Origin of the sequence: Kribbella monticola (assembly GCF_003261635.1) — a bacterium.
Taxonomy (GTDB): Bacteria; Actinomycetota; Actinomycetes; order Propionibacteriales; family Kribbellaceae; genus Kribbella; species Kribbella monticola.
Map to the genome: position 1 here is coordinate 152,780 of NZ_QFXK01000029.1, position 25,991 is coordinate 178,770.

23 protein-coding genes are annotated in these 25,991 nt (G+C 68.1%); 7 read left to right on the top strand and 16 right to left on the bottom strand.

All coding sequences use genetic code 11. The features are described 5' to 3' along the window. The first annotated feature begins 109 nt into the window (after positions 1-109). A complete protein-coding gene (locus tag DIZ26_RS14500) occupies positions 110-1,504 on the top strand; it encodes an FAD-binding oxidoreductase (RefSeq protein ID WP_112241444.1) in 1,395 nt (464 codons plus the stop codon). Here DIZ26_RS14500 and DIZ26_RS14505 read toward each other — a convergent pair. The 5 genes from DIZ26_RS14505 to DIZ26_RS14525 all read right to left on the bottom strand — a co-directional run bounded on the left by DIZ26_RS14505 (position 1,491) and on the right by DIZ26_RS14525 (position 4,376). Then, the gene (locus tag DIZ26_RS14505; RefSeq protein ID WP_112241446.1) at positions 1,491-1,886 is read right to left on the bottom strand and encodes a hypothetical protein; all 396 of its coding nucleotides are present in this window, start codon (positions 1,884-1,886) and stop codon (positions 1,491-1,493) included. The genes DIZ26_RS14500 and DIZ26_RS14505 overlap by 14 nt on opposite strands. Then, a complete protein-coding gene (locus DIZ26_RS14510) occupies positions 1,867-2,613 on the bottom strand; it encodes an SDR family NAD(P)-dependent oxidoreductase (protein WP_112241448.1) in 747 nt (248 codons plus the stop codon). Before DIZ26_RS14510 ends, DIZ26_RS14505 begins: the two co-directional genes overlap by 20 nt. Continuing rightward, the gene (locus DIZ26_RS14515) at positions 2,606-3,862 is read right to left on the bottom strand and encodes an AMP-binding protein (protein ID WP_112241450.1); all 1,257 of its coding nucleotides are present in this window, start codon (positions 3,860-3,862) and stop codon (positions 2,606-2,608) included. The genes DIZ26_RS14510 and DIZ26_RS14515 overlap by 8 nt, the downstream gene beginning before the upstream one ends. Continuing rightward, positions 3,859-4,110 carry an acyl carrier protein gene (locus DIZ26_RS14520; protein ID WP_112241451.1) on the bottom strand — a complete coding sequence of 84 codons (252 nt, stop codon included), beginning with the start codon at positions 4,108-4,110 and terminating at the stop codon, positions 3,859-3,861. Before DIZ26_RS14520 ends, DIZ26_RS14515 begins: the two co-directional genes overlap by 4 nt. A gap of 83 nt (positions 4,111-4,193) precedes the next feature. Then, positions 4,194-4,376 carry a hypothetical protein gene (locus DIZ26_RS14525; RefSeq protein ID WP_112241453.1) on the bottom strand — a complete coding sequence of 61 codons (183 nt, stop codon included), beginning with the start codon at positions 4,374-4,376 and terminating at the stop codon, positions 4,194-4,196. A 179-nt stretch (positions 4,377-4,555) separates the two neighbouring features. Here DIZ26_RS14525 and DIZ26_RS14530 point away from each other — a divergent pair, with 179 nt between their 5' ends. Beyond that, positions 4,556-6,835 (top strand): hypothetical protein, encoded by a 2,280-nt coding sequence (locus tag DIZ26_RS14530; RefSeq protein WP_112241455.1) that lies wholly within the window; start codon positions 4,556-4,558, stop codon positions 6,833-6,835. 4 nt (positions 6,836-6,839) lie between these two features. Here DIZ26_RS14530 and DIZ26_RS14535 read toward each other — a convergent pair whose 3' ends face one another. Together DIZ26_RS14535 and DIZ26_RS14540 are read right to left on the bottom strand one after the other, a co-directional pair. Next, positions 6,840-8,114, bottom strand: coding sequence for an ATP-binding protein (locus DIZ26_RS14535; RefSeq protein WP_112241457.1), 1,275 nt, complete (start codon positions 8,112-8,114; stop codon positions 6,840-6,842). 100 nt (positions 8,115-8,214) lie between these two features. Next, positions 8,215-9,780 (bottom strand): glycoside hydrolase family 10 protein, encoded by a 1,566-nt coding sequence (locus tag DIZ26_RS14540; RefSeq protein ID WP_112241459.1) that lies wholly within the window; start codon positions 9,778-9,780, stop codon positions 8,215-8,217. Positions 9,781-9,975: 195 nt separating this feature from the next. Between DIZ26_RS14540 and DIZ26_RS14545 the strand changes: the two genes are divergently transcribed. Next, entirely contained in the window at positions 9,976-10,497 is a 522-nt protein-coding gene (locus DIZ26_RS14545; protein ID WP_112241461.1) for a GNAT family N-acetyltransferase, read from the top strand. A gap of 5 nt (positions 10,498-10,502) precedes the next feature. Further along, positions 10,503-11,561 carry a pseudaminic acid synthase gene (gene pseI, locus DIZ26_RS14550; protein WP_112241463.1) on the top strand — a complete coding sequence of 353 codons (1,059 nt, stop codon included), beginning with the start codon at positions 10,503-10,505 and terminating at the stop codon, positions 11,559-11,561. 44 nt (positions 11,562-11,605) lie between these two features. On the opposite strand, the gene DIZ26_RS14555 is transcribed toward pseI, so the two are convergent. After that, positions 11,606-12,208 carry a hypothetical protein gene (locus tag DIZ26_RS14555; RefSeq protein ID WP_112241465.1) on the bottom strand — a complete coding sequence of 201 codons (603 nt, stop codon included), beginning with the start codon at positions 12,206-12,208 and terminating at the stop codon, positions 11,606-11,608. A 219-nt stretch (positions 12,209-12,427) separates the two neighbouring features. Beyond that, entirely contained in the window at positions 12,428-12,931 is a 504-nt protein-coding gene (locus tag DIZ26_RS14560; RefSeq protein WP_112241467.1) for a GtrA family protein, read from the bottom strand. Between the two features lie 63 nt (positions 12,932-12,994). Here DIZ26_RS14560 and DIZ26_RS14565 point away from each other — a divergent pair, with 63 nt between their 5' ends. Further along, positions 12,995-13,948, top strand: a complete 954-nt coding sequence (locus DIZ26_RS14565; RefSeq protein WP_112241468.1) for a glycosyltransferase family 2 protein — start codon at positions 12,995-12,997, stop codon at positions 13,946-13,948. Between the two features lie 78 nt (positions 13,949-14,026). Beyond that, positions 14,027-15,430, top strand: a complete 1,404-nt coding sequence (locus DIZ26_RS14570; RefSeq protein ID WP_232828344.1) for a class I SAM-dependent methyltransferase — start codon at positions 14,027-14,029, stop codon at positions 15,428-15,430. 46 nt (positions 15,431-15,476) lie between these two features. Here DIZ26_RS14570 and DIZ26_RS14575 read toward each other — a convergent pair whose 3' ends face one another. From DIZ26_RS14575 to DIZ26_RS14600, 7 genes are read right to left on the bottom strand one after another with little or no spacing between them, the layout of a single operon-like run. Then, positions 15,477-17,249 carry a serine/threonine-protein kinase gene (locus DIZ26_RS14575; RefSeq protein WP_112241472.1) on the bottom strand — a complete coding sequence of 591 codons (1,773 nt, stop codon included), beginning with the start codon at positions 17,247-17,249 and terminating at the stop codon, positions 15,477-15,479. Beyond that, positions 17,242-18,072 carry a hypothetical protein gene (locus DIZ26_RS14580; protein WP_112241474.1) on the bottom strand — a complete coding sequence of 277 codons (831 nt, stop codon included), beginning with the start codon at positions 18,070-18,072 and terminating at the stop codon, positions 17,242-17,244. Before DIZ26_RS14580 ends, DIZ26_RS14575 begins: the two co-directional genes overlap by 8 nt. Next, positions 18,072-20,399, bottom strand: coding sequence for a glycosyltransferase family 2 protein (locus DIZ26_RS14585; protein WP_112241476.1), 2,328 nt, complete (start codon positions 20,397-20,399; stop codon positions 18,072-18,074). Before DIZ26_RS14585 ends, DIZ26_RS14580 begins: the two co-directional genes overlap by 1 nt. Beyond that, the gene (locus DIZ26_RS37455; protein WP_157979714.1) at positions 20,396-20,539 is read right to left on the bottom strand and encodes a hypothetical protein; all 144 of its coding nucleotides are present in this window, start codon (positions 20,537-20,539) and stop codon (positions 20,396-20,398) included. Before DIZ26_RS37455 ends, DIZ26_RS14585 begins: the two co-directional genes overlap by 4 nt. A gap of 35 nt (positions 20,540-20,574) precedes the next feature. Then, entirely contained in the window at positions 20,575-21,366 is a 792-nt protein-coding gene (locus tag DIZ26_RS14590; RefSeq protein WP_112241478.1) for an N-acetyltransferase, read from the bottom strand. Beyond that, positions 21,366-22,511, bottom strand: coding sequence for a dTDP-4-amino-4,6-dideoxygalactose transaminase (gene rffA, locus DIZ26_RS14595; protein ID WP_112241480.1), 1,146 nt, complete (start codon positions 22,509-22,511; stop codon positions 21,366-21,368). The genes DIZ26_RS14590 and rffA overlap by 1 nt, the downstream gene beginning before the upstream one ends. An 11-nt stretch (positions 22,512-22,522) precedes the next feature. Then, positions 22,523-23,554 (bottom strand): glycosyltransferase family 2 protein, encoded by a 1,032-nt coding sequence (locus tag DIZ26_RS14600; RefSeq protein ID WP_112241481.1) that lies wholly within the window; start codon positions 23,552-23,554, stop codon positions 22,523-22,525. A gap of 76 nt (positions 23,555-23,630) precedes the next feature. Between DIZ26_RS14600 and DIZ26_RS14605 the strand changes: the two genes are divergently transcribed. Beyond that, on the top strand, positions 23,631-25,982 hold the full coding sequence (locus DIZ26_RS14605) for a hypothetical protein (protein ID WP_232828345.1): 2,352 nt from the start codon (positions 23,631-23,633) through the stop codon (positions 25,980-25,982). The last annotated feature ends 9 nt before the right edge of the window (positions 25,983-25,991 follow it).

Consider the following 25,991-nt stretch of genomic DNA (forward strand, 5'->3'; position numbering starts at 1 on the left):
TTAAGGCTGGTTTAAGGGATCAGGGCAACTATCTCTCTCAGGAAGCTATCGCTGTGGTCGGAGCAGATCTACGGTGAAAACGCTGGACCAACCAGGGGGAGGACCACTCATGACCCAACTTGCCGACAGCGGCATCGAAGACCTGAGAACCATGATCGGCGGGCCGGTGCTCGGCCCGGCCGATCCCGGCTACGACGACGCCCGGCGACTCTGGAACGCGGCGATCGACGGGCGACCTACCGTGATCACGCGATGCCGGAGCGCCGAGGACGTCGCGGCCGCCGTCACCTTCGCCGTACGCAACGGTCTGGAGATCGCCGTCCGGGGCGGTGCGCACAGCCCCGGCGGCCACAGCGTCGTGGACGACGGCCTGATGATCGACCTGAGCCTGCTCAACCAGGTCACGGTCGACCCCGAGGCGAAGCGGGCGCGAGTGGGTGGTGGCGCGCTGCTCGCGGACCTCGATGCGGCCACCCAGGAGTACGGTCTGGCCGTGCCGGCCGGCATGGTCAGCCATACCGGCGTCGGCGGCCTCACGCTCGGCGGCGGGATGGGCTGGCTCGCCCGCAAGCACGGACTCAGTATCGACAACCTGGTCTCGGCTCAGGTCGTCACGGCCGACGGGCAGATCCGGCGCGCCGCCGAGGACGAGAACCCGGATCTGTTGTGGGCCCTGCGCGGCGGCGGCGGCAACTTCGGCGTGGTCACGGAGTTCGAGTTCCAGCTGCACGAGGTCGGGCCGATGGTCCAGTTCGGCTTGCTGTTCTGGGAACTTGCTCAAGGCACCGAAGTACTGCGGCTGGCCCGCGAGGTGATCGCGACGCTGCCGCGCGAGCTGAACATCGTGATCGCGGGACTGAACGCGCCGCCCGCGCCCTTCGTCGCGCAGGAGCACCACTTCAAACCCGGTTACGCCTTGGTGGTCACGGGTTTCGGCGCGGCCGAGGAGCACGAAGCGGTGATGGCACAGCTCCGTACGGCGTTGCCGCCGCTGTTCGAGTTCGCGAGTCCGATGCCGTACACGGCGTTGCAGCAACTGCTGGACGAAGCGAACGCCTGGGGCCACTACACCTACGACAAGGGCACCTACCTCGACGAGCTCACGGACGAGGCGATCCAGGTCATCACCGATCACCTGCCCCGCAAGCAGTCGCCGATGTCAGTGATCCTGTTCTACCGGCTGGACCAGGCATATTCGGAGGTCGACGAGGACGCCACCGCCTTCAGTGGCAGCCGATCACCGGGCTACGCGCTCTTCGTGGTCGCAGTCTGTCCGACCGCTGACCTGCTCGACCAGGAACGTGAATGGGACCGGGCGTTCTGCGCAGCTCTCCAGCCGCACAGCCGCGGTATCGGCAGCTACGTCAACGCGATCAGCGACGAAGGTGCCGACGACCGGGTGCGTGCTTCGTACGGGGCGAAGTACGACCGGCTCGCGGCGATCAAGACGACCTACGACCCGGACAACGTGTTCCACCGGAACGCGAACATCAAGCCCGCGTAGGGGCCAGCGCCACCGTGACGATGAGCGGACCCAGCTCGAGGGTCCGCCATCGCCCGGTGAAGTCCGCCGGTACGTCGAGGCCGTGCTCGGGCCACCACGCGAGCATCGGGACGTCGGCGAGTTTGCAGAGGCACTCCGCCCGGGTCCACCGCTGCCAGAACTCCTCGTCCCCGAACCGGCGCGCGAGCGGCGCGGGGACCACCTGGTCGGCGTACTCGGCGTCGATCGCGACCGACCAGCCGGCCGGCGGTACGCCGTACCAGCCGACGCAGCGGAAGTCGGGCAGGTGCGAGCGGGTGACGGCGTCGGCCATCTCCTCGGCCGATCCCACTCGCAGGTGAGTCTCGGCCGAGTCGAGGAGCTCAGATGGAGGCGGCACCATCGATGACGAGCACCTGGCCGTTGATGTTGGTGTTCTCCAGCAGCAGCATCCGGACCACCGGAACGACCTCCTCCGGCTCGGTCAGGTGACCGGTCGGGGTACGCCGGACGATCTGGTCGAGCTGGGTCTGGCCGAGCACAGCGGACATGTCGGAGGCGAAGAAGCCGGGAGCGACCGAGTTGACCAGCACGCGGCCCCCGAGTTCACGGGCCATCGAGCGGGTCGCGGAGTCCATCCCGCCCTTGGTCGCGGAGTACGCCACCAAACCCGGGTAACCGCGCTGGGCGCAGATCGAGGTGACGTTCACGATCCGGCCCTTGAGGCCCTTGGCCATCATCCGGCGCAGGACGAACCGGGTCAGCACCAGCGGCGCGGTCAGGTTCGTGTGGATGATGTTGGCGATCTGCTCGGCCGAGGTGTGCACGTGCAGCGAATCCTGGCCGACGGCGGCGTTGTTCACCAGGCCGTCGATCGGGCCGAGCTTGGCCTCGACCTCCTTGACGAACGCCTGGGCGCCCTTCTCGTCGGTGACGTCGACGGAGCCGACGTGCACCTGGTCGGGGTACTTCTCGGCGAGCGCGGTCAGCTCAGGAGTGACCGTGCGGGCGAAGGCGGCCACCTTCACGCCGGCGTCGATCAGGTCGTTCACGAAGGCCAGGCCGAGGCCCTTGGACCCGCCGGAGACGAGGACCACCTTCGAGGGCGGCACCAGAGTTGGTTCAGACATCGCTTTTCAGGGTCTCCTTCTGGGGGATCTCGGCCAGGAAGCGGATCCGGCGCGGTACGCCGTAGTCCGGCAGCCGGTTCGTGCACCACTGCACCAGGTCGGCGTCGGTGATCGGCCCGAGGTCGGGATCGACGACCACCTCGGCGGCCACCATCCGGCCGACCAGCGGGGCCTTGCGGGCGAACACCCGCGCCCACGCGACAGCCGGGTGGGCCATCAGCACGTTGCGGACCAGGCCGGCCGACACCTTCGACCCACCGACGTTGATCTCGTCGGTGTCGAGGCGGCCGGTGATCAGCACCCGGTCGTCGACGAACTCGACCCGGTCGCCGGTCCGGTGCGCGCCTTCGAGACCGGCACCGTGGTGCGGCGAGCTGATCACCAGCTCGTCACCATCCACGTGCAGGATCGGCCGCTCGGCCTCCGGATCGGGGTCTCGGTCGAGCCAGGCCTTGGGGAAGCCCGCCTTGCCGTCGTGGACGACGATCGAGGCGCCGACCTCCGACGAGGCGTAGATCCAGGAGATCCGGGCTTCGGGGAAGATCTCGTGCAGCCGGTCCAGGATCGCCTGGTCGACCGGCTCGCCGCCGAGGGTGATCTGCTCCAGCGGAACCTTGGCCAGCGCCTCGGTGTCGCGGTAGATCGTCTGCCGCCAGAAGGTCGGCGTACCGGAGGCCGCCGTGACGCCGTGCTCGGCCGCGATGGCGGGCCACGTCTCCAGCTCCGAAGGCTCGATCACGACCAGGCCCTGGTCGGCCTGGGTGAGCGAGATCGTGATGACCTGCCACCAGGCGTAGGTGCCCGGGGAGTACGGCACTAGCCAGGTGCGCGGCTGCTGCTGACCGCGAACGGTCGTCAGCGACTCGAGCGTGTGGCCGATCCGCTTGGGCCGGCCGGTCGAGCCGGAGGTGAGCAGCCAGACGCGGCCTGATTCCTCCACCCGCTTGAGTTTCGCCGGGGTGACGGAGTGCTCGTCGCCATTCGCGATCACCACCGCGAAGCCGGACTCGCCCAGCTCCTCGCGCATCGCGAGGTCGACCCGCGACGAGGTGGCGACCAGCAGTTCGGTGCCGTGCACGGCGTGATGCCGCACGGCCGCGAGCGCATCGGCGCCGTTGTCCACCAGGACAGCTGCCGGCGAGGGCAGCTGCGGCAGCTTGTGCAGAGTCCGCCAGGTCAGCGTCTTGCCACCGACGACGACACGGTTGTCGTCACCGATCAAGGCGGTCGTACGACGCTTGGCGGTCACGCCGACTGAAGCTGCTCGATGAAGTCGAGGACGTCACCGACCTTGGCGATCTGCCGCAGGCCGGGGGCGTCGAAGTTCAGCTCGTCGCCGATCTCGTCCTCGACCCGCAGGGCCAGCTCGGAGAAGTCCAGCGACCGGAAGCCGATCTCACGCAGGTCCGCGCCGTCGTCACTCGGCAGCGTCTTGCCCTGCGCCTTCATCACCTCGCCCATCAGGTCCCGGATCTGCGCGCGCGTCAACTCACTCATGACGCCAGAGCCTAGCGGCTCCCGCGTCGTCGTCCGACTTCGCGGCAGGACGGTGGTGGTCCAGGTCACTGACCGGGCCCCGCTCAGGGGGTTTCGGGGGCCGGTTGCTGGTCGGCAGCCTCGGTACGGCGCAGAGCCGATCTGAACCGGCGGAGGCGGTCGCGGATCTCCCAGCCGATCAGGGCGATCACGGGAGTGGCGGTGGCGATGGCGGCGAGCAACAGTTCCTCGACCGGCATGCCTTCGATGTGCTGGCTGATCAACAAGGTGCCTCCCGGTGCTGTGCGTGACAGATTGGAGGGAGTCGCCTACTCAGTGTAAGAAGAACGGCGCGCGCGGTAAACAGCTCGTATCGATCGACCTGTCATCCCGAAGGGTTGGGAACTTTCTGCCACCGAAGGTCCTCTTGATTGAGTAGGTAGGACGTGGACAGAAGGGACCAGGGGTGAACAAGGGCGGGCGGGCCGCGGTGATCGCGGCACTGGCGAGCGTGCCGGTGCTGCCGCTGGGCTGGTTCGCCGGGCTTCAGGCACAACCTGCCTGGATGCCCGCCGCCTACCTCGGTTATCTGCTGTTCGTGATCGCCGTCCCCGGCACGCTGTTCTGGCGGCGGCTCACCGGCGGCACGGGCTGGTTCGCAGTCGACGCAGTCCTCGGTACGACGTTCGGTCTCGCGTGCGAAGCGCTGATCTACCCACTGGGACGCTGGCTCGACATCCCGCTGCTCGCCTTGGTCATGCCGGCTCTGGCGCTCGGAATGGTGCTGGCGCTGCCGCGGCGGAAGGAGACCGATCGGCCGACCCCGTGGTGGGCTGTCGCCGGGGTGATGGTCTCCGTCGGCGTCGTGTCCGCCTGGTTCATCCGGATCGGCTCCAGGCTCATCGCGCTCGACGGACCGGCCGCCCTCAGGCCCAACTCCGACTCGCCGTACCAGCTGTCCCTTGCGGCCGAGCTGACCCATCACTTCCCACCGCAGGTGCCATATGTGGCCGGTGAACCGCTCACCTACCACTGGATGGTCTACAACCACATCGCTTCCGCGCACTGGATCACCGGGATCGAGCTCGACGTCCTGACCCAGCGGATCGTCCCGTTCGCGTTCATCCTGCTCACAGCACTCGGCGCTGCGGCAGTCGGCATGGTGCTGACCGGCCGGGCCGTAGCGGCGCCGATCGCGGCAGCGCTGACGGTGATGGCCGGCGACCTGTCGCCGTGGGCGTGGACGACGACCAACACTCTCTACAACGACAGCCCGCTCTCGATGGGCCAGATGATCAGTCCGACCCAGGCGTTCTCCACCGTGCTGATGCTGCCGCTGATCGCGGTCACCGCGCTCATCCTGCGCCGGAAACGTGAGCACACCCGTGGCCGCTTGGCGGGGCTCTTCCTCGTCGCAGCCGTGCTCATCGCTGTCCTCTCAGTCGCCAAGGCCACCGAACTGCCCGTGTACGCCGCTGGGCTGCCCGCCGCGTGGATCTACCTATCGGTGCGCGCGCGGCGGGTCAACCTGCGCACACTCGTCCTCGCCGTACTGGCCGTCATCGGCTACGGAGTCAACTTCCTGCTGATCGTGCGCGGCGCGAGCCAGGGGATGGCGATCAAGCCGGCCGGGACCTTCCGGTCGATGCTGCAAGGGATGACCGTCGGCCTCGCCCCCGACGTGCGGCCGGGTCGATCGGTGCTGGTGATCGTCTCGGCGGCGATCGTCGTCGGCTGGCTGATGCCGGTCGTCGGCGCGCTGCTGATCCGCCGCCGGATCCCGCGCGACCCGATGGCGGTGTTCCTGGTGGCCGGCTTCGTCCTCGCGATCGGGGCCGCCTCGATCTTGTACCAGTTCGCCCAGGCCCAGGTCTTCTTCGCCCGGAACGCCTTCATCTACGGGGTTCTGATCGCCACCTGGGGACTGGCGTCGCTCGACCGTCGGCTCTATCTCGCGGTCGGGCCGGCCCTGGCCCTCGGCGTCGCCGCTATTTACTACGCCAGATCACGGTTGGACGGCGGTCTGATCCGAAGCTGCCGGGACACCGGTTGCCTGGACCGGATCTTCGCCGAACCGTTGCTCACAGCACTGATAGTCGTTGCCGTCGGCATCGTCGTACTCGGTCTGGTGTTCCGCGGATCGGGCCGGACCTGGGCGGCGATCGCGGTGGCGGCTCTGCTCGGGCTGACCGTGTCGCCGACGATCGCGAGCCTGCAGAGATTCGCGAATCCCGGCGGTTCGACGTACGAGTCCATTGCTCCGGGTGGGATCGAGGCGGCGCGCTTCATCCGGCGGCAGTCGGGACCCGACGAGCTGATCGCCACCAACATCCATTGCCATCGACCGACCAGTACGGTCGCCGGTGGCGGCCTGTCCGTGGGCAAGCGGGCGGACCAGAGATGCCACAGCGGCTCGTTCTGGATCCCCGGCTATGCGGAGCGCCGCGTCCTCGTCGAAGGCTGGGCGTACACGGCCAAGGCCAACAACCACGCCGACACCTCGAGCGAAGCGCTCTACAGCCCGTTCTGGGACCAGGAGAAGCTCCGCCTGAACGACGCCGCCTTCACCACCCCGACCCGAGAAGGCCTGGCGACCCTACACACGAAGTACGGCGTCAACTGGCTCTTCGCCGACTCCCGCGTCAACCCCATCCCGGACACCCTCAGCAAACTGGCCGAACTGAGATTCCACTCCGGCACAGTCAGCGTCTACCAACTCCGCCCGACCCCACCCGCCGGTCAGTGAGTCGCTACGGTCCCAGCAGGGCCGCCGGCACCACTGCAATGCCGTCGCGGCGCCGATAAGCTTCCGATCCGCTACAGATCACCACCGAATCCAGCAGGTCGCTGCCGATCTTCTCCTTCAGCCACAGCAGATGCTTGACATCGTCATCGGTGATGAACGGGGTGAGCTTCACCTCGATCGCGAGCACCCGCTGGTCCGGACGCTCGATGATGAGGTCGACCTCGTGATCCCCGTTGCGAGTGCGCAGATGCCGGACATTCGCCTCAGCAGCCTGGGCATAGACCTGTAGATCAAGAGTTACCAGCGATTCGAACAGCTGTCCGAGCAGGACTCCGTCCCGAACCATCGGACGGTTGCCTATCGAATCATCCAGCAATGCTTGCGAGTCCGCTCCAAGCAGAGCCGCCGCGAGCGCAGGGTCAGCCAGATGGTGTTTCGGAGCGGCACCCAGCCTGTTGAGCTGATTGCGGGTCGGCAGCCATGCCTGGACGGGATCGACCAACCACAACTGGCTGAGCACATCCCGATAGGCGATGGTCGTCGTCTTGGCCGGCTTGTCGGTGTCGCCTGCTGTCGCGGCGTCGAGGATCGCGGTGTACGACGTGGTGGTGGCCGTCGCGGCGGCGTACGCGGCCAACCAGGCGCGGAGAACGCCCGGCCGCCGAACGAGATGCCCTTGCTCGGGGAAATCCCGCTCGACGATTCGGTCCAGATATCCGGACAGCTGCGCGCGCCGGGCACGAGCCGGCAGGTTCCTGATCCCGGGAAAACCGGACCTGACGATCTCTTCGGCATAGACCGGCAGCGTCAGTTCAGTTCGTCCGCTGATCTCCGCCTGATCGCCGGACAGCAGCCGCCTAAGGCTCACGGTCGGCTGCTCGAGTCCGCGTTCCGACAGGGCCATCGGCCGCATCCGTAGCCGCACGATGCGGCCCGCACCCGAGTGGGTCGGCGAGGTGACCGGGCTCGCGCTGCCGGTCAGCAGGAACCGACCGGGCTCGGCCTGCCGGTCGACACTACGGCGAACCAGATCCCAGACTGGTGGATGCAACTGCCACTCGTCCACGAGGACCGGTGGGTCAGCCCGTGCCAGTCGCCCCGGATCGGCTTCGAGCAGCAACCGCTGCGCTGGATTGTCGAGTTCGAACACGCTTCGAGCGCGGCGAAGAGCCGTCTCGGTCTTGCCGACTCCCTTGGGTCCGTCCAAGGTGATCGCCGGCAGCCCACCCAACAGCTCATCCAGCTCCGCGTCGACAACCCGCAGCTGATAGTCGCTCATCACCCTAAACTACCATTAGCAGACTTGTCAGACTACCTTTAGCAGGATCTGAGCACTACCGATAGCAGGACTTGCAGACGACCGTTGGCAGGAATCTCTCTTAACTGATCGCGGGGATCGGGAGGCTCTGGTTCCAGGTGCGGTCCAGGGCGGTGATTGTGTAGAGGTAGTGGTGGCCGGGGACGGCGGTGGGGTCTGTGTAGGTGGTGGTTCGCTGGGTGGCGAGGAGGTTGCGGGCGTCGTTGTCGGGGCACCAATCGCCGGCGGTGAGGTCGCGGCGGTAGATCGCGTACGACGTGGTGTCGGCTGAGGTCGGGCGCCACTGCAGGCGTACGCCGGTGGTGGTGTTGCTCGCCTTCACCGCGTGGACGGGGAGCGGCGGGCGGGAGTCGAGGTGTGGCATCGGCGGGATCAGCGCGGGACGCGTGTACCAGTTGCTGTTCAGCAGCGTGGTCGCACCGAGGCGGTCGGCGCGGACATCCTTGGCGGAGAAGTAGATGTCGCCCTTGACCTCGGGAACCGTTGCATTGAAGGCCAAATGGTCACTCAGCTCGGCCGGGTCGGACCAGTCGGGCGACTGCGTCGACGTACCCACCTTGTAGGTGGCCTGGCCGATGTAGAGGTGTACGTCGGTACCGCGGACCTGCTCGGCCCACCAGGGCACGATCTTGTTGTAGTCGGCCGGAGCGAAGCCGCCGGCCCAGTACACCTGCGGGACGATGTAGTCGATCCACTCCTCGCGGACCCAGCGCCGGGTGTCCGCCGCGAGGTCGTCGTACGTCTGGACCCCTGCGGTGGTGTCCGAACCGAGCGGGTCGGTCGCCTTGTTCCGCCAGACCGCGAACGGGGAGATGCCGAACTTCACCCACGGCTTGGCCGCCTTGATCCGATGCTGGAGCTCCTGGATCAGCAGGTTGATGTTGTTCCGCCGCCATTCGGCCAGCGTCGGGATACCGCCGCCGTACTGCGCGTAGGTGGCCGCGTCGTCGAAGACCTGCCCTGCCACCGGGTAGGGGTAGAAGTAGTCGTCGAAGTGGACGCCGTCGATGTCGTAGTTCGACACCGCGTCCATGATGGCGTCCTCGACCAGCTTGCGGACCGCTGGGATCCCCGGGTTGTAGTAGAGCTTGCCGCCGTACGGGAGGACCCAGTCCGGGTGCTGCCTCGCGGGGTGCTCGGGGACGAGTGCGCTGAGGTCGGTGTTCATCGATACGCGGTACGGGTTGAACCACGCGTGCAGCTCGAGGTTCCGCTTGTGCGCCTCGGCGACTGCGAAGGCGAGCGGGTCGTAGCCGGGGTCCCCACCTTGTACGCCGGTCAGATAGCGCGACCACGGCTCCACCTTCGACGGCCAGAAGGCGTCGGCGGTGGGGCGTACTTGCAGTACTACGGCGTTGTGATGCTGGCGGACAGCGTCGTCGAACCAGCCGACGAGCTCGGCCTGCTGCTGGGCCGCTGTGAGCCCCGTTCTCGACGGCCAGTCGATGTTCACCACCGAGGAGACCCAGGTCGCCCGGAACTGGCGTAGCGGCGTACTGGGATTAGCAGCGCAGGCCGCCTCGGCCTCTGCCGGCAGGGCGCCCGCAGTACGGGCTGACGCAGGGAGGGCGCCGAAGACGAGGCCCGCTGTCGCGCCGAGGACGCCGACGATCCGCATCACACTCATGTCACTCTCCGACCGATCCATAGATGAAGTCGGAAAAATAGTTACACGCCCGGGCTCCGAGCAGAAGAGGTTGCGGCCGGCGATTCGATCCGGTGATGACCCGATGCGGTAGCTGTCTGGCAGGTGAATGGCTGGTCGCCGGGGCCAGCCAGTACCGTGGGGACCGGATCAACCAGGGACCGAGAGGGCGGGAAAGTGCTGCGTACGGCCACCGACGGCGACGTCGACATCATCCGGGTGCTGCGCAACCAGGAGCCCAACCGCGAGGTCAGCGTCAACGCCCACGAGATCTCGCCCGACGAGCACGCGGCCTGGTGGGCAAAGGCCAGCGTCGACCCGACCCGGCGGGTGCTGATCTACGAACGCGACGGGGTCACCGCCGGAGTGGTGAACTTCTTCGACCTGGAACTCGAGACCGAGCCCAGGACCGGCGCCTGGGGCTTCTTCCTGGACGCCGAGGGCCTGGCCGAGCGCGGCGAGACGCTGCCCGCGTGGATCGAGGTCATGAAGGACGCCACCAACTACGCGTTCGACGAGCTCGGCCTGGACGAGCTGCACGGTGAGGTGCTCGAGCACAACGCCGTGGTCCGGCAGATGAACCGGCGGTTCCGCTTCGTCGAAGGTGAACCGGAGACCCGGTACGCCGACGGCCGCGAGATCACCGTGTTCCCGATCAGCCTGCACAAAGACAACCGGCGGAAGCCGAAGGGAAACTGAACCTCATGAGTGCCAGCAAGACCATCAACTTCGGCGACGTCCCGGTCGGCCCGGACCACCAGCCGTTCATCATCGCGGAGATGTCCGGCAACCACAACGGCGACCTCGAGCGGGCCAAGGACATCGTCCGCGCGATGGGCGAGACCGGTGTCCAGGCGCTGAAGCTGCAGACGTACACCGCCGACACGATCACGCTCGACGTCGACCTGCCGGCGTTCCGGCTGCCGTCGGAGCACGAGCTGTGGGGCGGCGCCCGGCTGTACGACCTGTACCAGGAGGCGCACACGCCGTGGGAGTGGCACGAGCCGCTGTTCGAGCTGGCCAACTCGCTCGGCATGCTGGCGTTCTCGTCGCCGTTCGACCCGACCGCGATCGACTTCCTGGAGAAGCTGAACGTCCCGGCGTACAAGGTCGCCTCCAACGAGATCGGCGACCTGCCGCTGGTGCGCGGGATGGCCGAGACCGGCAAGCCGATCATCATCTCGACCGGTTCGGCGACGCTGATGGACATCGACGCGGCGGTTCGCGCGGCCCGGTCCACCGGTAACGAGCAGATCATCGTGCTGTCCTGTACGGCGAGCTACCCGGCGCCGGCCGACCAGTCGAACCTCCGCTCGATCCCGGTACTGCGGGACGCTCTCGGCGTCCAGATCGGCCTGTCCGACCACACGATGGGGATCGGCGCCTCGATCGCGGCCGTGGCGCTCGGCGCGACGGTGATCGAGAAGCATGTCACGCTGTCCCGCGCCGACGGCGGCGTCGACTCGGCGTTCTCGCTGGAACCGGCCGAGGTGAAGCTGCTGGTCGAGGGCACCAAGGTCGCCCAGCAGGCCCTCGGTGAGCCGATCGTCGGCCCGAAGCAGGCCGAGCAGAACGTGCTCCGCTTCCGCCGCTCGCTCTACATCACCCGCGACGTCAAGGCCGGTGAAAAGGTGGCCGCCGACAACGTCCGCTCCGTCCGCCCCGCCGGCGGCCTCGCCCCCGACGCCTTCACTTCCGTCGAAGGCCGCGAATTCCGCGTCGACGCAGTAGCCGGCACCCCCCTCACCTGGGACGTCCTCTGAGCCTCAGCAGCTGAACAGGCCCGGCGACGATCGCCGGGCCTGTTTCATGTCAGCTTCGCAGCAGCCAGATCCCACGCCTGCCGGGAGAAAACCAGGAAGTCCGCCTCCGGACCGGACGGCGCATACAAGACCGTCTCCACCACGTAGCGCGGAGTTCGGTAGAGCAGGATCCGCTCCGTCCACGGCTTCCCGGCCCGCGGATAGCTACGCACGAGGTACGTCGATCGATCCCCGAGCCCGGGCAGAGATCGCTTGCTGACAGAGGCACGATCATTGCTGTCGTCGAATCTGATGCTTGCGCACGCCGGGTCGATGTCGGGCAGCTGGGCCATGAAACGGTCCGCCACAGCGCCTGTCGCTTCAGCGACGACGACACTCACGAAGGCGTCGGGCCCACCAAGATCCGCCTGTCCTCCTGCGGCAGGTGTCTGCGACGGTATTCCGTCCCAGTTCAGCAAACCCAACCCCCGCACAGCCGAGCGACACTCCTCGGGGGCGATCCTCCGCCCGGCCAGCGGATCAGGACGACGCGTCGCTGTCAGATTCGGGAAGAAGATGTAGGTATCCGGGTCCAGATCGTGGCCGTGGTAGCTGGTAGGCACAGCTTTGGCCAGCTGGAAGACGTCGTACCGGTAGCTGATCGACACCGGAGGCGTGCTGGGCGGCGCCGAAGAGTTGGGCACCGGAGGCGACGTCCGCCCCACCTCGGTGTTCGCAGGTGGATCGCAGGCGATGAGGACGAGACCGGCCGCGCAGACCGCGGCCGTGATCGCGAGACGACGCCTTCGGGAACCTGTCCTGCTGCGCGGAGGGAGAGCAAGAAAGAGGACCGAGGCGGACAACTTGAGTGGCGGTCTGCGCATCTTCTAGTTGTGGGATTTGTCGCGGAAGGTCCAGAAGTTGTGGAGGAGGTAGGAGGCGACCGGGACGGCGCCGATGACGAGGGCCTGGGCGAGGAGGACCGGGAGGCCGAAGACCTCGATCAGCAGCGGCATGCCGAGCAGGGAGCAGCCGAGGCCGAACAGGTAGACCGTGTAGAACTTGGCGAAACCGCGGATCCAGCCGGCCGAGGTGGAGCCGAAGACGAAGTCGCGGTACAGCGGGTAGACGATCAGGGCGGTGGTGAAGTTCGCCGCCGCGGTGACCGCGAGGTACGGGATCGAGTGCTGGAGGAAGTGCCAGCCGAGCCAGAACAGGCCGAAGTACAAGACATTCGTGCCGACGCCGACGATCAGGTAGCGGACCCGGTGGTCCCCGGCGACCTTCGCGAGCTTGCTCGCGGCGGGCTTGGGGCCGAGCTGAGCGACAGAAATGGCAGGACCTCTTCTGGTCGGTGGAAGAATAAGGGCAGTTCGAAGACGTGGAACAATCGCAGCGGCGGAACCGCCGTGACCGCCTCCCCCGCGCCTGTGTCACCAGCAGAAGGGCCAGCAGTGTTCGTCTCCGTCGTCGTGCCATGTTACCGGTCGGCAGCCACGCTGCCGCGCCTCGTCGAGAATCTGACCCAGGTCTTACCCGACGTGACATCCGGCTACGAGATCATCCTGGTCGTCGACGGCAGCCCGGACGACACCTGGCAGGTCGCCAGCGAACTGTCGAACAAGTACGCCAAGACCCGGGCCATGCGGCTGGCCCGCAACTACGGCCAGCACAACGCTTTGATCGCCGGCGTGCGAAACGCGCGGTACGAGGTGGTCATCACGATGGATGACGACCTGCAGCACCCCGCCGACCAGGTCCCGGTCCTGCTCCGGGCCCTCACCGACGACGTCGACCTGGTCTACGGCGTACCGGTCGAGGAGGAGCACGGCGTACTGCGCAGCTTCGCCTCCCGGCTGGTCAAGGGGGCGATGTCTGCCACGCTGTCGGTGAAGGGCGCCCGGTCCATCAGCGCCTTCCGGGCCTTCCGGACCTTCCTGCGCGACGGTTTCGACGGGCTGGACGGCCCGCACGCGTCGGTCGACGTGGCGTTGTCGTGGTCGACCACCCGGATCGCGCAGACCACTGTGCGGATGGAGGATCGCGCCGAGGGCAAGTCGAACTACACGACCTGGATGCTGGTCAAACACGCGCTCACCCTGATCACCGGCTACTCCACCGAGCCGCTGCGGCTGGTCGGCTACCTCGGCTTCATCTGTGCGGTGTTCGGGGTCGGCCTGTTCGGCCTGATCATCTACAAGTACGTCGCGGGCGCAACGACCGTGGCCGGTTTCACCACGATCGCCTCGATGGTTGCCCTGTTCTCCGGTGCCCAGATGCTCGCGCTCGGCGTTCTCGGCGAGTACGTCGGACGCCTGCACTCCGGCTCGATGGGCCGCCCGACGTACGTGATCCGCGAGCGCACCGACGTCGACGCGCACCCCGACATCACGAGCGAGAGCGACTGAATGTACCTGCTTTTTCCTGGCCGGCATCACGTCCTGACCCGGTTTCAGGCCGCCTTCCTCAAAGAACAAGATCGCACGGTGGTCTGGGCCGTGACGTCGGCGAATCACCACACCACCAAGCGAAATCCCGTTCCGTACCACCGGCGCGAGGCCGCGATCGAACGCTTCAGCCTCCAGAACGGCCTTCGGTCGCTGGTGATCGGCGTGACCGACACCCCACCGACAGACGACTTCGCCGATGTCACGATCAAGGCGATCGAGGCCGGCACCGACGACCAAGTGCAGCTCGACCCGGCCAACACCGTGGTCGCGTGTTCGACGCCCGAGGTCGCCAAGCTCTACGAGCAACTCGGCTACCAGGTGATCGACGTCGAGCCGCCGGGCGAACCGCGGCCGTGGGACGTCCTGCTCATGATTGCCGAGGGCAACGACGGGTGGCGGGACCTCGCGGACCCAAGCACCGTTGACGTTTTCGACCGGTACGCGCTCGACGCGCACATCCGGCGCTGCGTCAACGACCCGGTCGTCGGCGACGACGGCGGACTCACCACGACGCGCGACTACAAGACCTACGCCGATGCCTTCGAGACCGCGGCCGACCGGAAATGGCTGCAGATCAAGGACTTCGTCCGTCCCGGCCGGATCCTCGACATCGGTTGCGCGACCGGCGCCACCCTGCAACTCATCGACGCGGACCCGCGCTTCCACGAGTCCGACCTGATCGGCGTCGAGGTGGCCCGTCACCTGTACGCCGAATGCGTGCACAAGAAGGAACAGGGCCTCTTCCACAACCCGAACGTGTACTTCTACCAGCGCAACATGCTCGGCTCGGCCGTCTTCCCACCGAGGTCGATCGACACCACCCTGACGCTGGCACTGACCCACGAGATCTGGTCGTACGCCGACGGCTCGCGACCCGCGACGGTCCAGCGCTTCGCCGACGCCGTCTACGCACACACGGCTCCCGGTGGCGTATGGGTCAACTCCGACGTCTGCGGACCGGCCGAGCCCGAGCGCCCCGTAGTACTGGCTCTCGACGACAGCGACGGGGCCAACCCGGACGATGTCACCGAGTTGGAGGCGCTGCACGATCCGGCCGCGTACGTTGCCGGATTGTCAACCAGGGCACGGTTCTTCCAGTTCGCGCACGACTTCCGGCGGAACGCGAAGGTGCCGTTCGCGTACGCCGAACGCGCCGGCAAGCTGGTCCTGCGGCTGGCCGACGCGATGGACTTCCTGACCCGCAAGGACTACGTCGACAACTGGCTCAGCGAAACCCACGAGCAGTTCTGCGGCCTGAACTTCGCCGGCTGGTCCGCGGTCGCCGAGCAGGCCGGTTTCAGCATCGACCCGGCCTCGAAGCCGTGGCGCAACGACTGGGTGATCACCCACCGGATCGCGCCGGTCGCCGCGATCACGACCGCCACCGGCGACCCGATCGACTGGCCCGACACCCACCAGCTCCTGATCGCCCGCCGCTGAAAAGCAACGCCCGAAGAACCGGAGGGCTCTTCGGGCGTCAGAAAGATCAGCCGAGTTTGTTGCGGAGTTGGCGGTTCACCTTGCGCTTGACCTTGCCGGCGAACTTGCGCGGGTTGCGGATCATCGCGGCCTTGCGGATCAGCTTGACCGCGGTGTACGCCTTGGAGTTGCGCAGCCGGGTGCGCTCCGCGTTGGCCTTCTGCACCTGCGTGCGCATCTCGCGGATCCGGGTCTCGCGCGTCTTCAGCGCTTTGTCGCGGAAGCCGAGGGTCCGCTCCAGGCCGAAGATCTGCCCGGCCAGCTCGAACGACTCCTTCTTCGCCCGCTCGGCCTCGGCGAGCGCCGTCTGGACGTCGGGGGTCTGCGAGGCATCCGCCGGAATACCCAGTACGCCGGTCAGCGCGGCGGCCAGTTCCTTGCCCCGGGCAACATGGGCGACCGAGGCGGACGGGGTGTCCGCGGCGGTGGCCGGGACCGGCTTCGGTGCCTCGATACCGGACATCGCGACCCAGGCCGCGACGAGGTCGTCGCCGACCATCCACGGCGGCCACGGGTGCCGGCGGTGGCCGCTGATCAGCCGGTCGTGGAACCGCGCCCAGGCCGCTGCCAGCCGATCCTTGTCGCTCTCGTCCGCGACGGTCTGCCAGGGCGAGACGCCGAAGGCGAAGCTGTCACCGTCGACGACCACGTCGTCCCAGCGCAGCAGCGTCCGCGAACCGGTCTGCGAGCGGGCCCAGTCCCCCAGCCGCGCCGCGAGGTCGCGGAAGGCGGGCACGTCCTCGGCCGCGGCAAGACGGAACAGCAGGGTCTCGGCAGTGACGCCACCCGGCACCGAAGCAGGAACGGCCGCCGCGTCGAACTGCAGCAACCCTTCTGCCTCAGCCGGAGCAGCATCCACCGCAACAGCCCAGCCCGCCTCAGCAGCATCCGCAGTCAGTACCGCGGTGTGCCCCGGCGTCTTCGCATAAACGCTGTGGCCGGCAGCGCCACCGGCAACCGCGATCCAGCCGCTGGGCGTAGCGCCGAGGAGCCCAGCGCGCGCAGCGGACTCCGCACCCTCAGCGATCGGAGCCAGCAGCGGTACTACGGCAGCCGACGCCTCCAAGGCCTCCACGGCGAGCCGCGCAGGCAACTGCCCCGGACGAGCAGCGGCAGCGACCTCTGCGCTCACCAGCGCGAACGGCGTCTCTTCGACCGAGAAAGCGGCGTACGACACAGAGGTGCCGAGCCCGACTCGCGACAGCTCAGCGGCAAGCTGGTCGGTGGAGACTGGGCGAGTCGGGTCGTCGTGCAGCGGGCGCCACTCGTCGTCGCCGTGCCGCTCGTCCGCAGGTCGCCGGTCCAGCAGGTTGGTCAGGGAGAACTCGTTCTCCAGCCCAAGCACGACCACGGCGCCGGGAGCGGCCACTGCGGCCAGCGCGTCCAGCCGCTGCGTCCAGTTCAGGTCGTCGCTGTCGTACCCCAGGACGCGGTCAAGCCCGTCAGCGGCAACCACTACGTCGAAGGGCGCCCGGTCGTCGCCGACAAGCCCATCCAGAGCGCCGGCGATCACCTGCACCTGACCGAACTGCTCAGTGAGCTCAGTGGCGTCGGAGACCGAGCGGACCAATACAGTCGTCTCGGCCGCCTTGGCGACCACTGCCTCGACCAGATCGGCGGCGTGCGGACCGAGGATCAGCGTGCGTCCCCCGTCGGGCAGTACGTCGGACAGCAGCGCGCGCAGCACCGGTCCCTGGACGGCCCCCCGCTTGCCGCTGTAGTCGCTCCACGGCTGCATCTCGCCGCGGACCACATCGACGGCCAGCTGGTTGTCAGACACGCTCTCTCCAATCGAACAACATGCGCAGTTCCTCGGCCGGCATCATCCATGGGACGCCGAGCTCGAGGTCGGTGGTCGCGCGGGCGGCGGCCAGGTCGATGTCCTTACCGAGCATCTCAGGCCACAGCCTGGCGATCCGGCTCTGCCCGCCGAACAGCGGGTTCTCGCCCTCCATCTCCATCGGGTCGCCGTACACGGCCGGCTCGCAGCCGGCGGCGATGCCGTAGAAGATCGCGGTGGACAGCCGGTTCGCGGCCACCCGCTTGTGCTTGCGCAGCTCGGCCAGCTGCTTGTACAGGAAGCGCGGATCCGTGCCCTCGTAGGAGAACCCGCGACGGCCGAACGAGACCACCCGGAAGCCGGCGTCCTCGTAGGACTTGCGCACCTCGGGCCGGTCGTACTCGGTGTAGTACAGGCTGAACGTGACCGGGCCGGGCTCGGTCTCGCGGATCTCGTCGATCAGGCGCTTGTGGTCGCCCTGGATCTTGCCGCCCTCCCAGCCGTGGAAGAGGAACCAGAGCGTGCCTTCCCGCTCTTCCTCCGGTACGACGCCGAGGTCGGGCTCCAGCTCCTGCAGGTACAGGAAGGGGGCGCCGATGCTGTGGTAGTTCCGGCGGCCCAGTGCGTGCCCACGGCGGCGCGGGCCGTCGCTCCAGGTGAACCGCCAGGCGCCGTCGTAGAACTCGTGCACCGGGTTCCAGCCGTCGGCGATGTTCCAGCCGTGCTGCAGGTAGCCGCGCAGGCGGGGCGGGTACTCGTCGTCCAGACCGGCGTACCGGGCCAGGATGTGTGCCTGGCCGTAGTAGTGGTTGTGGTGATGCATCAGCGGACCTCGACGTGGAGAGTGCCGGCGTGCGGGCGCAACGCGGCGGTGTGGCCGTCCTGCTCGAGCTCGATCGGCAACCGGCTGGACAGGAACGGCTCGCACTGGACCGCGTGCGACGAACCGTCGGGCGCGATCGCGAACAGGATCCAGTCCGCCAGGCTGGCCAGCGGGTCCGCCGAGCTGACCGTGACCTCGGCCGGGATCAGCTCGGTCAAACCGACCGAGGCGGTCCAGACACCGTCGGCCACCGTCCGGCGGCACTCGATGTCCTCGTGCTCGTCGTTGTCGTCCAGGTAGCGCCGCCAGCAGAACGAGTACGCCGCCTCGCCGTCGAGCGCCGCCCCGGTGATCCGGAGTTCCGGTCCGTTGCTCCCGGCAACCTCTTCGGCCCGGTCGGCGGCCAGCCGGAACGGCGACTCTTGCAGGTTCACGTAACCGCCGGTCGAGCGGGTCAGCGTCACCAGCCGGCCCTGCTCGGTGTGGCTGGCAGCCCGCTCCGGGGCGGTCCACAGCAGCAGCCGCTCGTCGCCACCGGTGCCGACCAGTCGGAACGCCCAGGTCGTCCGCTGGGTGAACGGGTCGTCGGGGTTGGTGTCCTCGATGATCGGCCGGATCGGGATCCGGGCGGAGAAGTCGCGGCCGTCGCCGGACAGTGTGAGCGGCACCGACTGGTCCTGACCGGCCAGCGGCCGGGTGACCTGCAGCTTGGGATCCTTCAGATCGGCCGGGACGCGGCCGTGCAGCACCAGGGCGTCGGCGGTCTGCTCCACCGAGGTGAGCCGGCACGGGTCGACCATCCGGCGCAGCACGAACGCGCCGTCCGCACCGGGACCGGGCTGGATCCAGCTCTTGGCGTCGATCCACGCGCCCGGCGGCCAGCCGGGGCTACCGGGCCGCTGGCCCCGCAGCTTGCCGTGCCGCCGCAACCGCCCGGAGCGCATCCGTACGACGAAGTGCGCCGGGGCGGCGGTGTCCTTGAGCCGGGCCAGCAGCGCCTTGTCGAGGCGAACCTCGAACCCGACGAGCGCGGGGTCGCCGTGCGTGTCGGTCGCGTCGTACCGGCGTACGGCCAGGGGGGTCTCGGCGCCGGCGATGACGAGCGCGATCCGCAGGCTGGAGGACGTCTTGGTCTCCAGGTGCCGGATCTCGGCGGTGCCCTTCACGGACAGCTCGCTGCCGTGCCAGGCCACCTCGGTCACGCTGGTCGCCAGCGTCAGGTCCTTCATCGGCAGCCGGTAGAGCTCCCGTGGCACCGAGCTGTTCTGATCGTGGACGCCCGGGTAGTTGTGCTCGAACTGCCAGGAGCGGCGCGGACGCGCGAGCGCCCGGGCACCGCCACGCAGGCCGCCGTCGTTGCGGAAGTTGGCCAGCCGGCGGAGCAGGTCGACGTCACCGGCGCGCAGCGCCGAGTGCTGCAGGCGGTCGTAGCTGTGCGCCCGCTCGAGCACCTTCTCGTCCAGCCGGTCCAGCAGCCGTCGAGCGAGCTTGATCAGGTTCTGCTCTTCTTCGGGCGGTGCGGCGCCGAACGCCATCATCAGCGTGAGCATGTCGATCTGGGTGAAGTGCGCGTGCACCCGCGGCCGCACCTCGCCGATCGCGTTCTCGACCAGGTCCATCACCATCTCGGCCGACTTGACCCGGTCCTCGAGGTTGCCGAACTGGAACTTCTGCTGGGTGATCGACTCGCCGGACTCGCGCTCGCGCCAGTAGTAGACCGGCACCGCCAGCGCGTCCACGGTGACGGCGTCCAGGTGCGCCTTCAGCGTGACCGGGTAGTCCTCGTAGCGGATCGCGGGGAACTCGTAGCCGTACTCGTCCCAGAAGGACCGCCGGTAGACCTTGTTCCAGACCATCCGGTCCAGGATCAGGTCCGGGGTCTCGATCACGTGCGTGGCCAGCCGGTCCTTGGCGAACGGCAGCCGGTGGATCCACGACGGCCGGACACCGGAGGAGTTGTTGAACCGCCGCGCGTTACCGCCGGCGAACGACGAACCGGTCTCGTCCAGGGTCCGGATCAGCTTCTCGAAGCCGTGCCGGGTGACCAGGTCGTCGCTGTCGACGAAGGTGATGTACTCCCCATCGGCGTGCCGGACCCCGGTGTTGCGGGCCGGGCCGAGGCCCTGGTTCTCCTGCGTCACGATCCGGAACCGCGGGTCGCGGTCGCAGAACTCCTTGGCGATCGCGGCGCTGTCGTCCGGGGACCCGTCGTCGACCAGGATCGCCTCGAAGTCGGTCCACGTCTGCCGGGCGATCGAGTCCAGACACTCCCCGATGTAGTCGCGGACGTTGTAGAAAGGCACAACGACACTCAGCCGCGGCGTCACAACGGCGTTCTCCTCGGCTCAGTCGGCAGTTCGGTCAGCATCGACATCCCGGTCGGCATCACGCCGGACCCGATGCTGCTGCGGCTCGCTCGCTCCGGAGCAACCAGAGGCCGGGCGGCGACCAAAGATCTCGCGGTCATGTTAGCACCGGGCAGGACCCTCACCGACCTGTGCGTCACCCTTCGCGACCGGCCGCTTCCGGTTCACCGGACAGCAATCCCGGCGTCACGAGATGGACAGTCAACAGGGTGTGCACGGGCTCGAAGCCGTACCTGGCCCACGCCCGTTGCACTCCGGTGTTCTGCCCCTGCGTGGAGATCACCAGCCGGCGCGACGTACTCGCGTCCTCTACTGCAGCCAGCAGGTGACCGTAGCGTCCCCGGCCCTGCTCAGCCGGTACTACGCCCGCGAGCTCGATTTCTGTCCACGACTCCTGTTGGTCGACGGTTGCCAGCCCGAGCACCCGGTGGTCCGGACCACGCAGTACGACCGCACCCTCGTCGGCGATGCTGCGCCGGGCCCACTCCTGGTAGCCCGCGAGAGCCAATGCCCTGTCGAACAAGGGGTTCGCGCAGTAGTGATTGCCGTAGTCACCGAAGATGTCGCCGACCAGGTCGTCCACCAGGTCGTCGTCGATCGCCCGCTCGAGTCCGGCGTTGAACCCCGCCAGGGGAGCCGGGCGGCGGCCCTTGCCGACCGGGAGCGACCAGTAGACCAGGCTGTCGGCCAGCAAGGCGGTCCGCGGCCCACTGGCGAGCGCGGCGAACCACTGCACCTCGCGAGCCGGATAACGCAGTACGACGACGTCGGCCGTCGACTTGTCGACCGCTGTGAGCACCTCGGCCAACTGGCTCCCGGCCGAGGCCGAGACGGTGACCCGGTCGACCGAGACGCCGAACCGCTTCGATTCGTACGCCGAAGGCGCGGTGATCAGCTCGCCCGCCTCGAGCGCGTCGTACCAGCCCATCAGAGCTGGTACGAGAACAGGCCGTCGAGGACGCGGTCCTGCTCTGTCTCGGTGAGCTGGCTGAACAACGGGAGCCGCACCAGCCGGCTGCTGAGGTCCTCGGTGACGTCGCAGCCGCCCGGACCGACCCGGCCGTACTTCTTCCCGGCCGGAGCCGAGTGCAGCGGCACGTAGTGGAACGCCGCGGTGATGTTGCGCTCGCGCAGGTGCGCGATCAGCCCGAGCTGGTGCTCATGGGAGGGCATCAGCACGTAGTACATGTGCGCGGGGTGCACACAGTCGGCAGGGACCGTCGGCAGGCCGACGCCGTTCGCCTCGGCCCAGTCGGGGAGCTTGTCGTGGTAACGCTGCCACATAGCCAGCCGCGGTGCCTGGATCTCCTCGAACAGTTCCAGCTGGGCGGTCAGGAACGCAGCGAGTGGGTCGGCCAGCAGGTAACTGGAGCCGATGTCGATCCAGCGGTACTTGTCGACCTGGCCGCGGAAGAACTGGCTGCGGTTCGTGCCCTTCTCCCGGATCACCTCCGCGCGGTGGAGCAGGTCGGCGTCGTTCAGCACCAGCGCGCCGCCCTCACCGCAGTGCACGTTCTTGGTGCCGTGGAACGACTGCGTCGCCATCTGCCCGAGCGAACCGAGCGGACGGCCCTTGTACGAACCGCCGAGGCCGTGCGCGTTGTCCTCGATCACCGTCAGCCCGTGCTTCTCGGCGATCGCCAGCACGGTGTCCATCTCGACCGCGACGCCGGCGTAGTGGACCACGACGATCGCCTTGGTCCGGTCGGTGATCGCAGCCTCGACCTGGGTCTCGTCGAGGTTCAGCGTGTCCGGCCGGATGTCGACGAACACCGGTACGGCGCCGCGCAGCGCGTATGCGTTGGCCGTCGAGACGAAGGTGAACGACGGCATGATCACCTCGTCGCCGGGCTCCAGGTCGAGCAGCAGCGCGGTCATCTCCAGCGCATGCGTGCAGGAGGGCGTCAGCAGTGCCCCGACGCCACCGGCCAGCTTCGTGAGCAGCTCGGAGGCGCGGGCGGTGAACGGGCCGTCCCCGACCACCGCGGCCGAGGCGAAGGACTGGTTGACGTAGGCGAGTTCGTCGCCCGCCACAAAGGCCTTGACGAAGGGGATCGGAGACAGGTCGGGCATGGTGGAGGAGCCTACCCGTGGTCGGTAGCGCGGTCCGAAACAGCTTGAGCGGCAGCGTCGGCAGTGGCTTCGTCAAGGGCTTCGGCGTACGAATGATGACCGGGGTCCTCGAGGCTGTCGTAGCCGATCATGAACTGCGGCCGCCGCTGGCTGGCCTGGAACAAGCGGGCCACGTACTCCCCCAGCAACCCGAGGCAGAGCAACTGGAGCGCACCGATCGTCCCGACGGCGAGCACCGTAGAGGTCCAGCCGGGAATGCTCCGGCCGGTCAGCTTGATCGCCAACGCAGCAACCACGACCCCCACCGACAGCAACCCGCCGAGCAGCCCGAGCCACGTCGCGAGCCGCAGTGGCGCCGCCGAGAAGGCAGTCAGGCTGTCGAAGGCCAGCCGGAACATCTTGGACAGCGTGTACTTCGTACTTCCGGCGGCCCGCTCTGCGCGGACGTACTTCACCTCCGCGCTCGGGAAGCCCAGCCACGGGATCACCAGCCGGAAGACCCGGCCGTCCTCGGGTAGCTGGTTCACTGCGTCCACCACGCGCCGGGAGACGAGCCGGAAGTCACCCGCGTCGAACGGCAGATCGCGGCCGACCAAGCGGCACATGAGCCGGTAGTAGAGGCGCGCGGTCGTCCGCTTCGCCCAGCTGTCGCTGGAGCGATCGGAACGTACGCCGTACACGACGTCGACGTCGTCCTCGCGCGCTGTGGCGAGCAGCTCGGCGATGACCTCGGGTGGATCCTGCAGGTCGGCGTCGATGGTGACCAGGTATTCACCGCGAGCCAGCTGGAATCCGGCCGACAGGGCCGCCTGGTGGCCGCTGTTGCGCAGCAACCGGACCAACCGGAGCTCTGGCCAGTCCGCGCTCGCCCTGGTGAGTAATGCGGCGGTCCGGTCGCGGCTTCCGTCGTCGACCACCACCAGCTCGTAGCTGAGCCCCAGGCCGTCCAGCAGTGGGTGCATCCGGTCGAGGAAGATCGGCAGCACGTCCTCCTCGTCGTACATTGGTACGACGACGGACAGTACGGGCCGAGTGGTTTGCATGCGAGAAGCCCTCCTCCGGCGAGGTTACCCGGCTCGGCTCACCTGGGGATCCCGCTACCCTCTGGTGGTGCCGACGATGACCAATGACACCGCCAGTAGCCTCGCTACTGCGGAGCGTGAGGTCAGTCCGTCCATGCCGTCGCTGCTCAGTCTGTTGCCGTGGCGGCCTATCGGCGCCGGCGCGGTGAAGGTGGCAGCCGGGGTCGCCCTGGCCTGGTTGACGATCTGGCTGATGGCCAGTCACTCGTCCAGCCACGACATCGTCGCGCTGCTGCGCTTCTGGGTCTTCGGGATCACCCTGCCGGGCACGCTGCTGTGGCGCCTGGCCAGCCCGTTCCGGCACAACCTGATCGAGGACTTCGCCGCTGGCTCACTGGTCGGCGTGTCCCTGCTGATCCTGGTCTATCTGGGGGTTGCTCCCCTCGGCGGCCAGCGGTGGGCCTGGCTGTGGGCCGCGCCCGTGATCATCGCGGTGACCGTCGTACCGAGCTGGCGACGACGCTGCCTCCAGCGCGTCGAGCGACCCGTCTCACCCTTGACGGCCTGGTTGGTCGCCACCACGCTTGCCCTGCCGCTCTACGCCATCGGGCGGTACCGCGCGCTGGCTCCCGCGCCGTACACCGATGCCCGCTCCCACGTGCCGGACATGGCCTTCCACCAGGCGCTGGCCGCGAGCGCCAAGTACGACGTACCGCTGCAGGCGCCGTACGTGAACGGCGAGCGGATGGACTACCACTACTTCTGGCACCAGCTCACCGCCGCCACTTCCTGGGCCACCGGAGTGGACCTCACCGACCTGATCTACAACATCGGCTGGATCCCCCTGCTGCTGGCCGGTTGTGCGCTGATCTACGCGCTCACCGACCGGATCGCACCCGGCTCGCGCTGGGCCGGGCCGCTGGCCATCGCCGTCGCCGGTATCGCCGGCACCGTCGATGCGTACCCGTCCGTGCGCCTCCCGGCGGAGAGCCTGATCAGCTACTACTGGGGCAGCCCGACGCAGAATCTCGGCGGTGCCCTGATCACTTTGCTGGCACTGATCGGTGTCGATCTGCTGCGCGGGCGAAGCGGCCCTGCCACCTGGGTGCTCTTCGTCGTGATCGCCGCCGCCGCGTCGGGTTCGAAGGCGACCGTGCTGCCGATGATCATCTGCGGGCTCGGGCTGGTGGTGTTCATCCGGCTGCTCTACGGCCGCTTCGCCAAGGGCGCGCTGCTGATCGCGATCGTGCTCGGCGGCATCTTCGTGGCCGCCATTTTCGTTGTCTTCGGCAACAAGTCGTCCGGCCTCGCGGTCCGGCCGTGGGTGACGTTCGCGAAGGTCGGCATCTATCCGCTGGTCGCCAAACCGGTCGAGGGCGGTGGGTTCGACCATGCCGCGATGTGGATCGGCGGCATCACCTTGTGCCTCGGCCTGCTGCTCGGCTCGGCCGGCCTGCTGGTGCTGCTCGGTACGGCGGCCCGCTGGTTCCGCGATCCGGGCATGATCTTCCTGGTCGGCATCGCGATCGCCGGCTTCGGCGGCCTGGTCCTGACCGACCAGCCGGGCACCAGCCAGCTGTACTTCCACCGGACCGCGGTGCCGATCATCGCCGCCCTCGCCGCAGCGGGCGTGTGGATGCTGGTGTTCTGGTTTGCCGACCGGCGGTCGGGCGTGCTCGTGTTCGTCTCGCTGCTCGGCGGGATCGGGGCGACCGCGGCCGCCCGGTCGATCGTGAAGGCCAACCCGGGCGACGGCAAGCCGTTCCTGACAGCGGACGGACGGCTGACCGGGCTGATCGCGCCGTGGGTCTGGACGATCACCTTCCTGCTCGCGGTCGCGATCCTGGTGACCGTTCTGTGGAAGCTCGCCAAGCGCCGAGGGCGGCCGACCAGAGTCGCGACGGCATCCTTCGTCCTGGCGGGGATGGGCGCCGGACTCTTCCTGCCCCTGCAGGCGATGGCTTCGTATCACCGGACCGACCTGCCTCCGCTGTCCGACGACTTCAAGCTCGGTCCCTCGGCGACCCAGACGACAGCCGCCCTGTGGCTGCGCGACCACACCGCACCTGGCGAGCTGATCGCCACCAACGCGCACTGCACGATGAAGAACACCACCGGCTGCGACTCCCGGCACTTCTGGATCGCTGCCCTGAGCGAACGCCACGTGCTGGTCGAAGGCTGGGGCTACACCAACACCATCAACGAGCTCGTCGCGGACACCGGGATGAGCCCGAACGGCCTGCCGTTCTGGGACCAGCAGAAACTCGAGGACAACGACCGCGCCTTCATCACCCCGACCCGCGACAACCTGCGGCTCCTGAAGGTCAAGTACGGCGTCCGCTGGCTCTACGCCGATCCCGGGCAGACCGTGGTCGAGACGGCGAAGCTCGACACGCTCGCGACGCTGCGATTCAAAGCGTCCGACGCGCTGATCTACGAACTTCCTTGACAGCGGTAG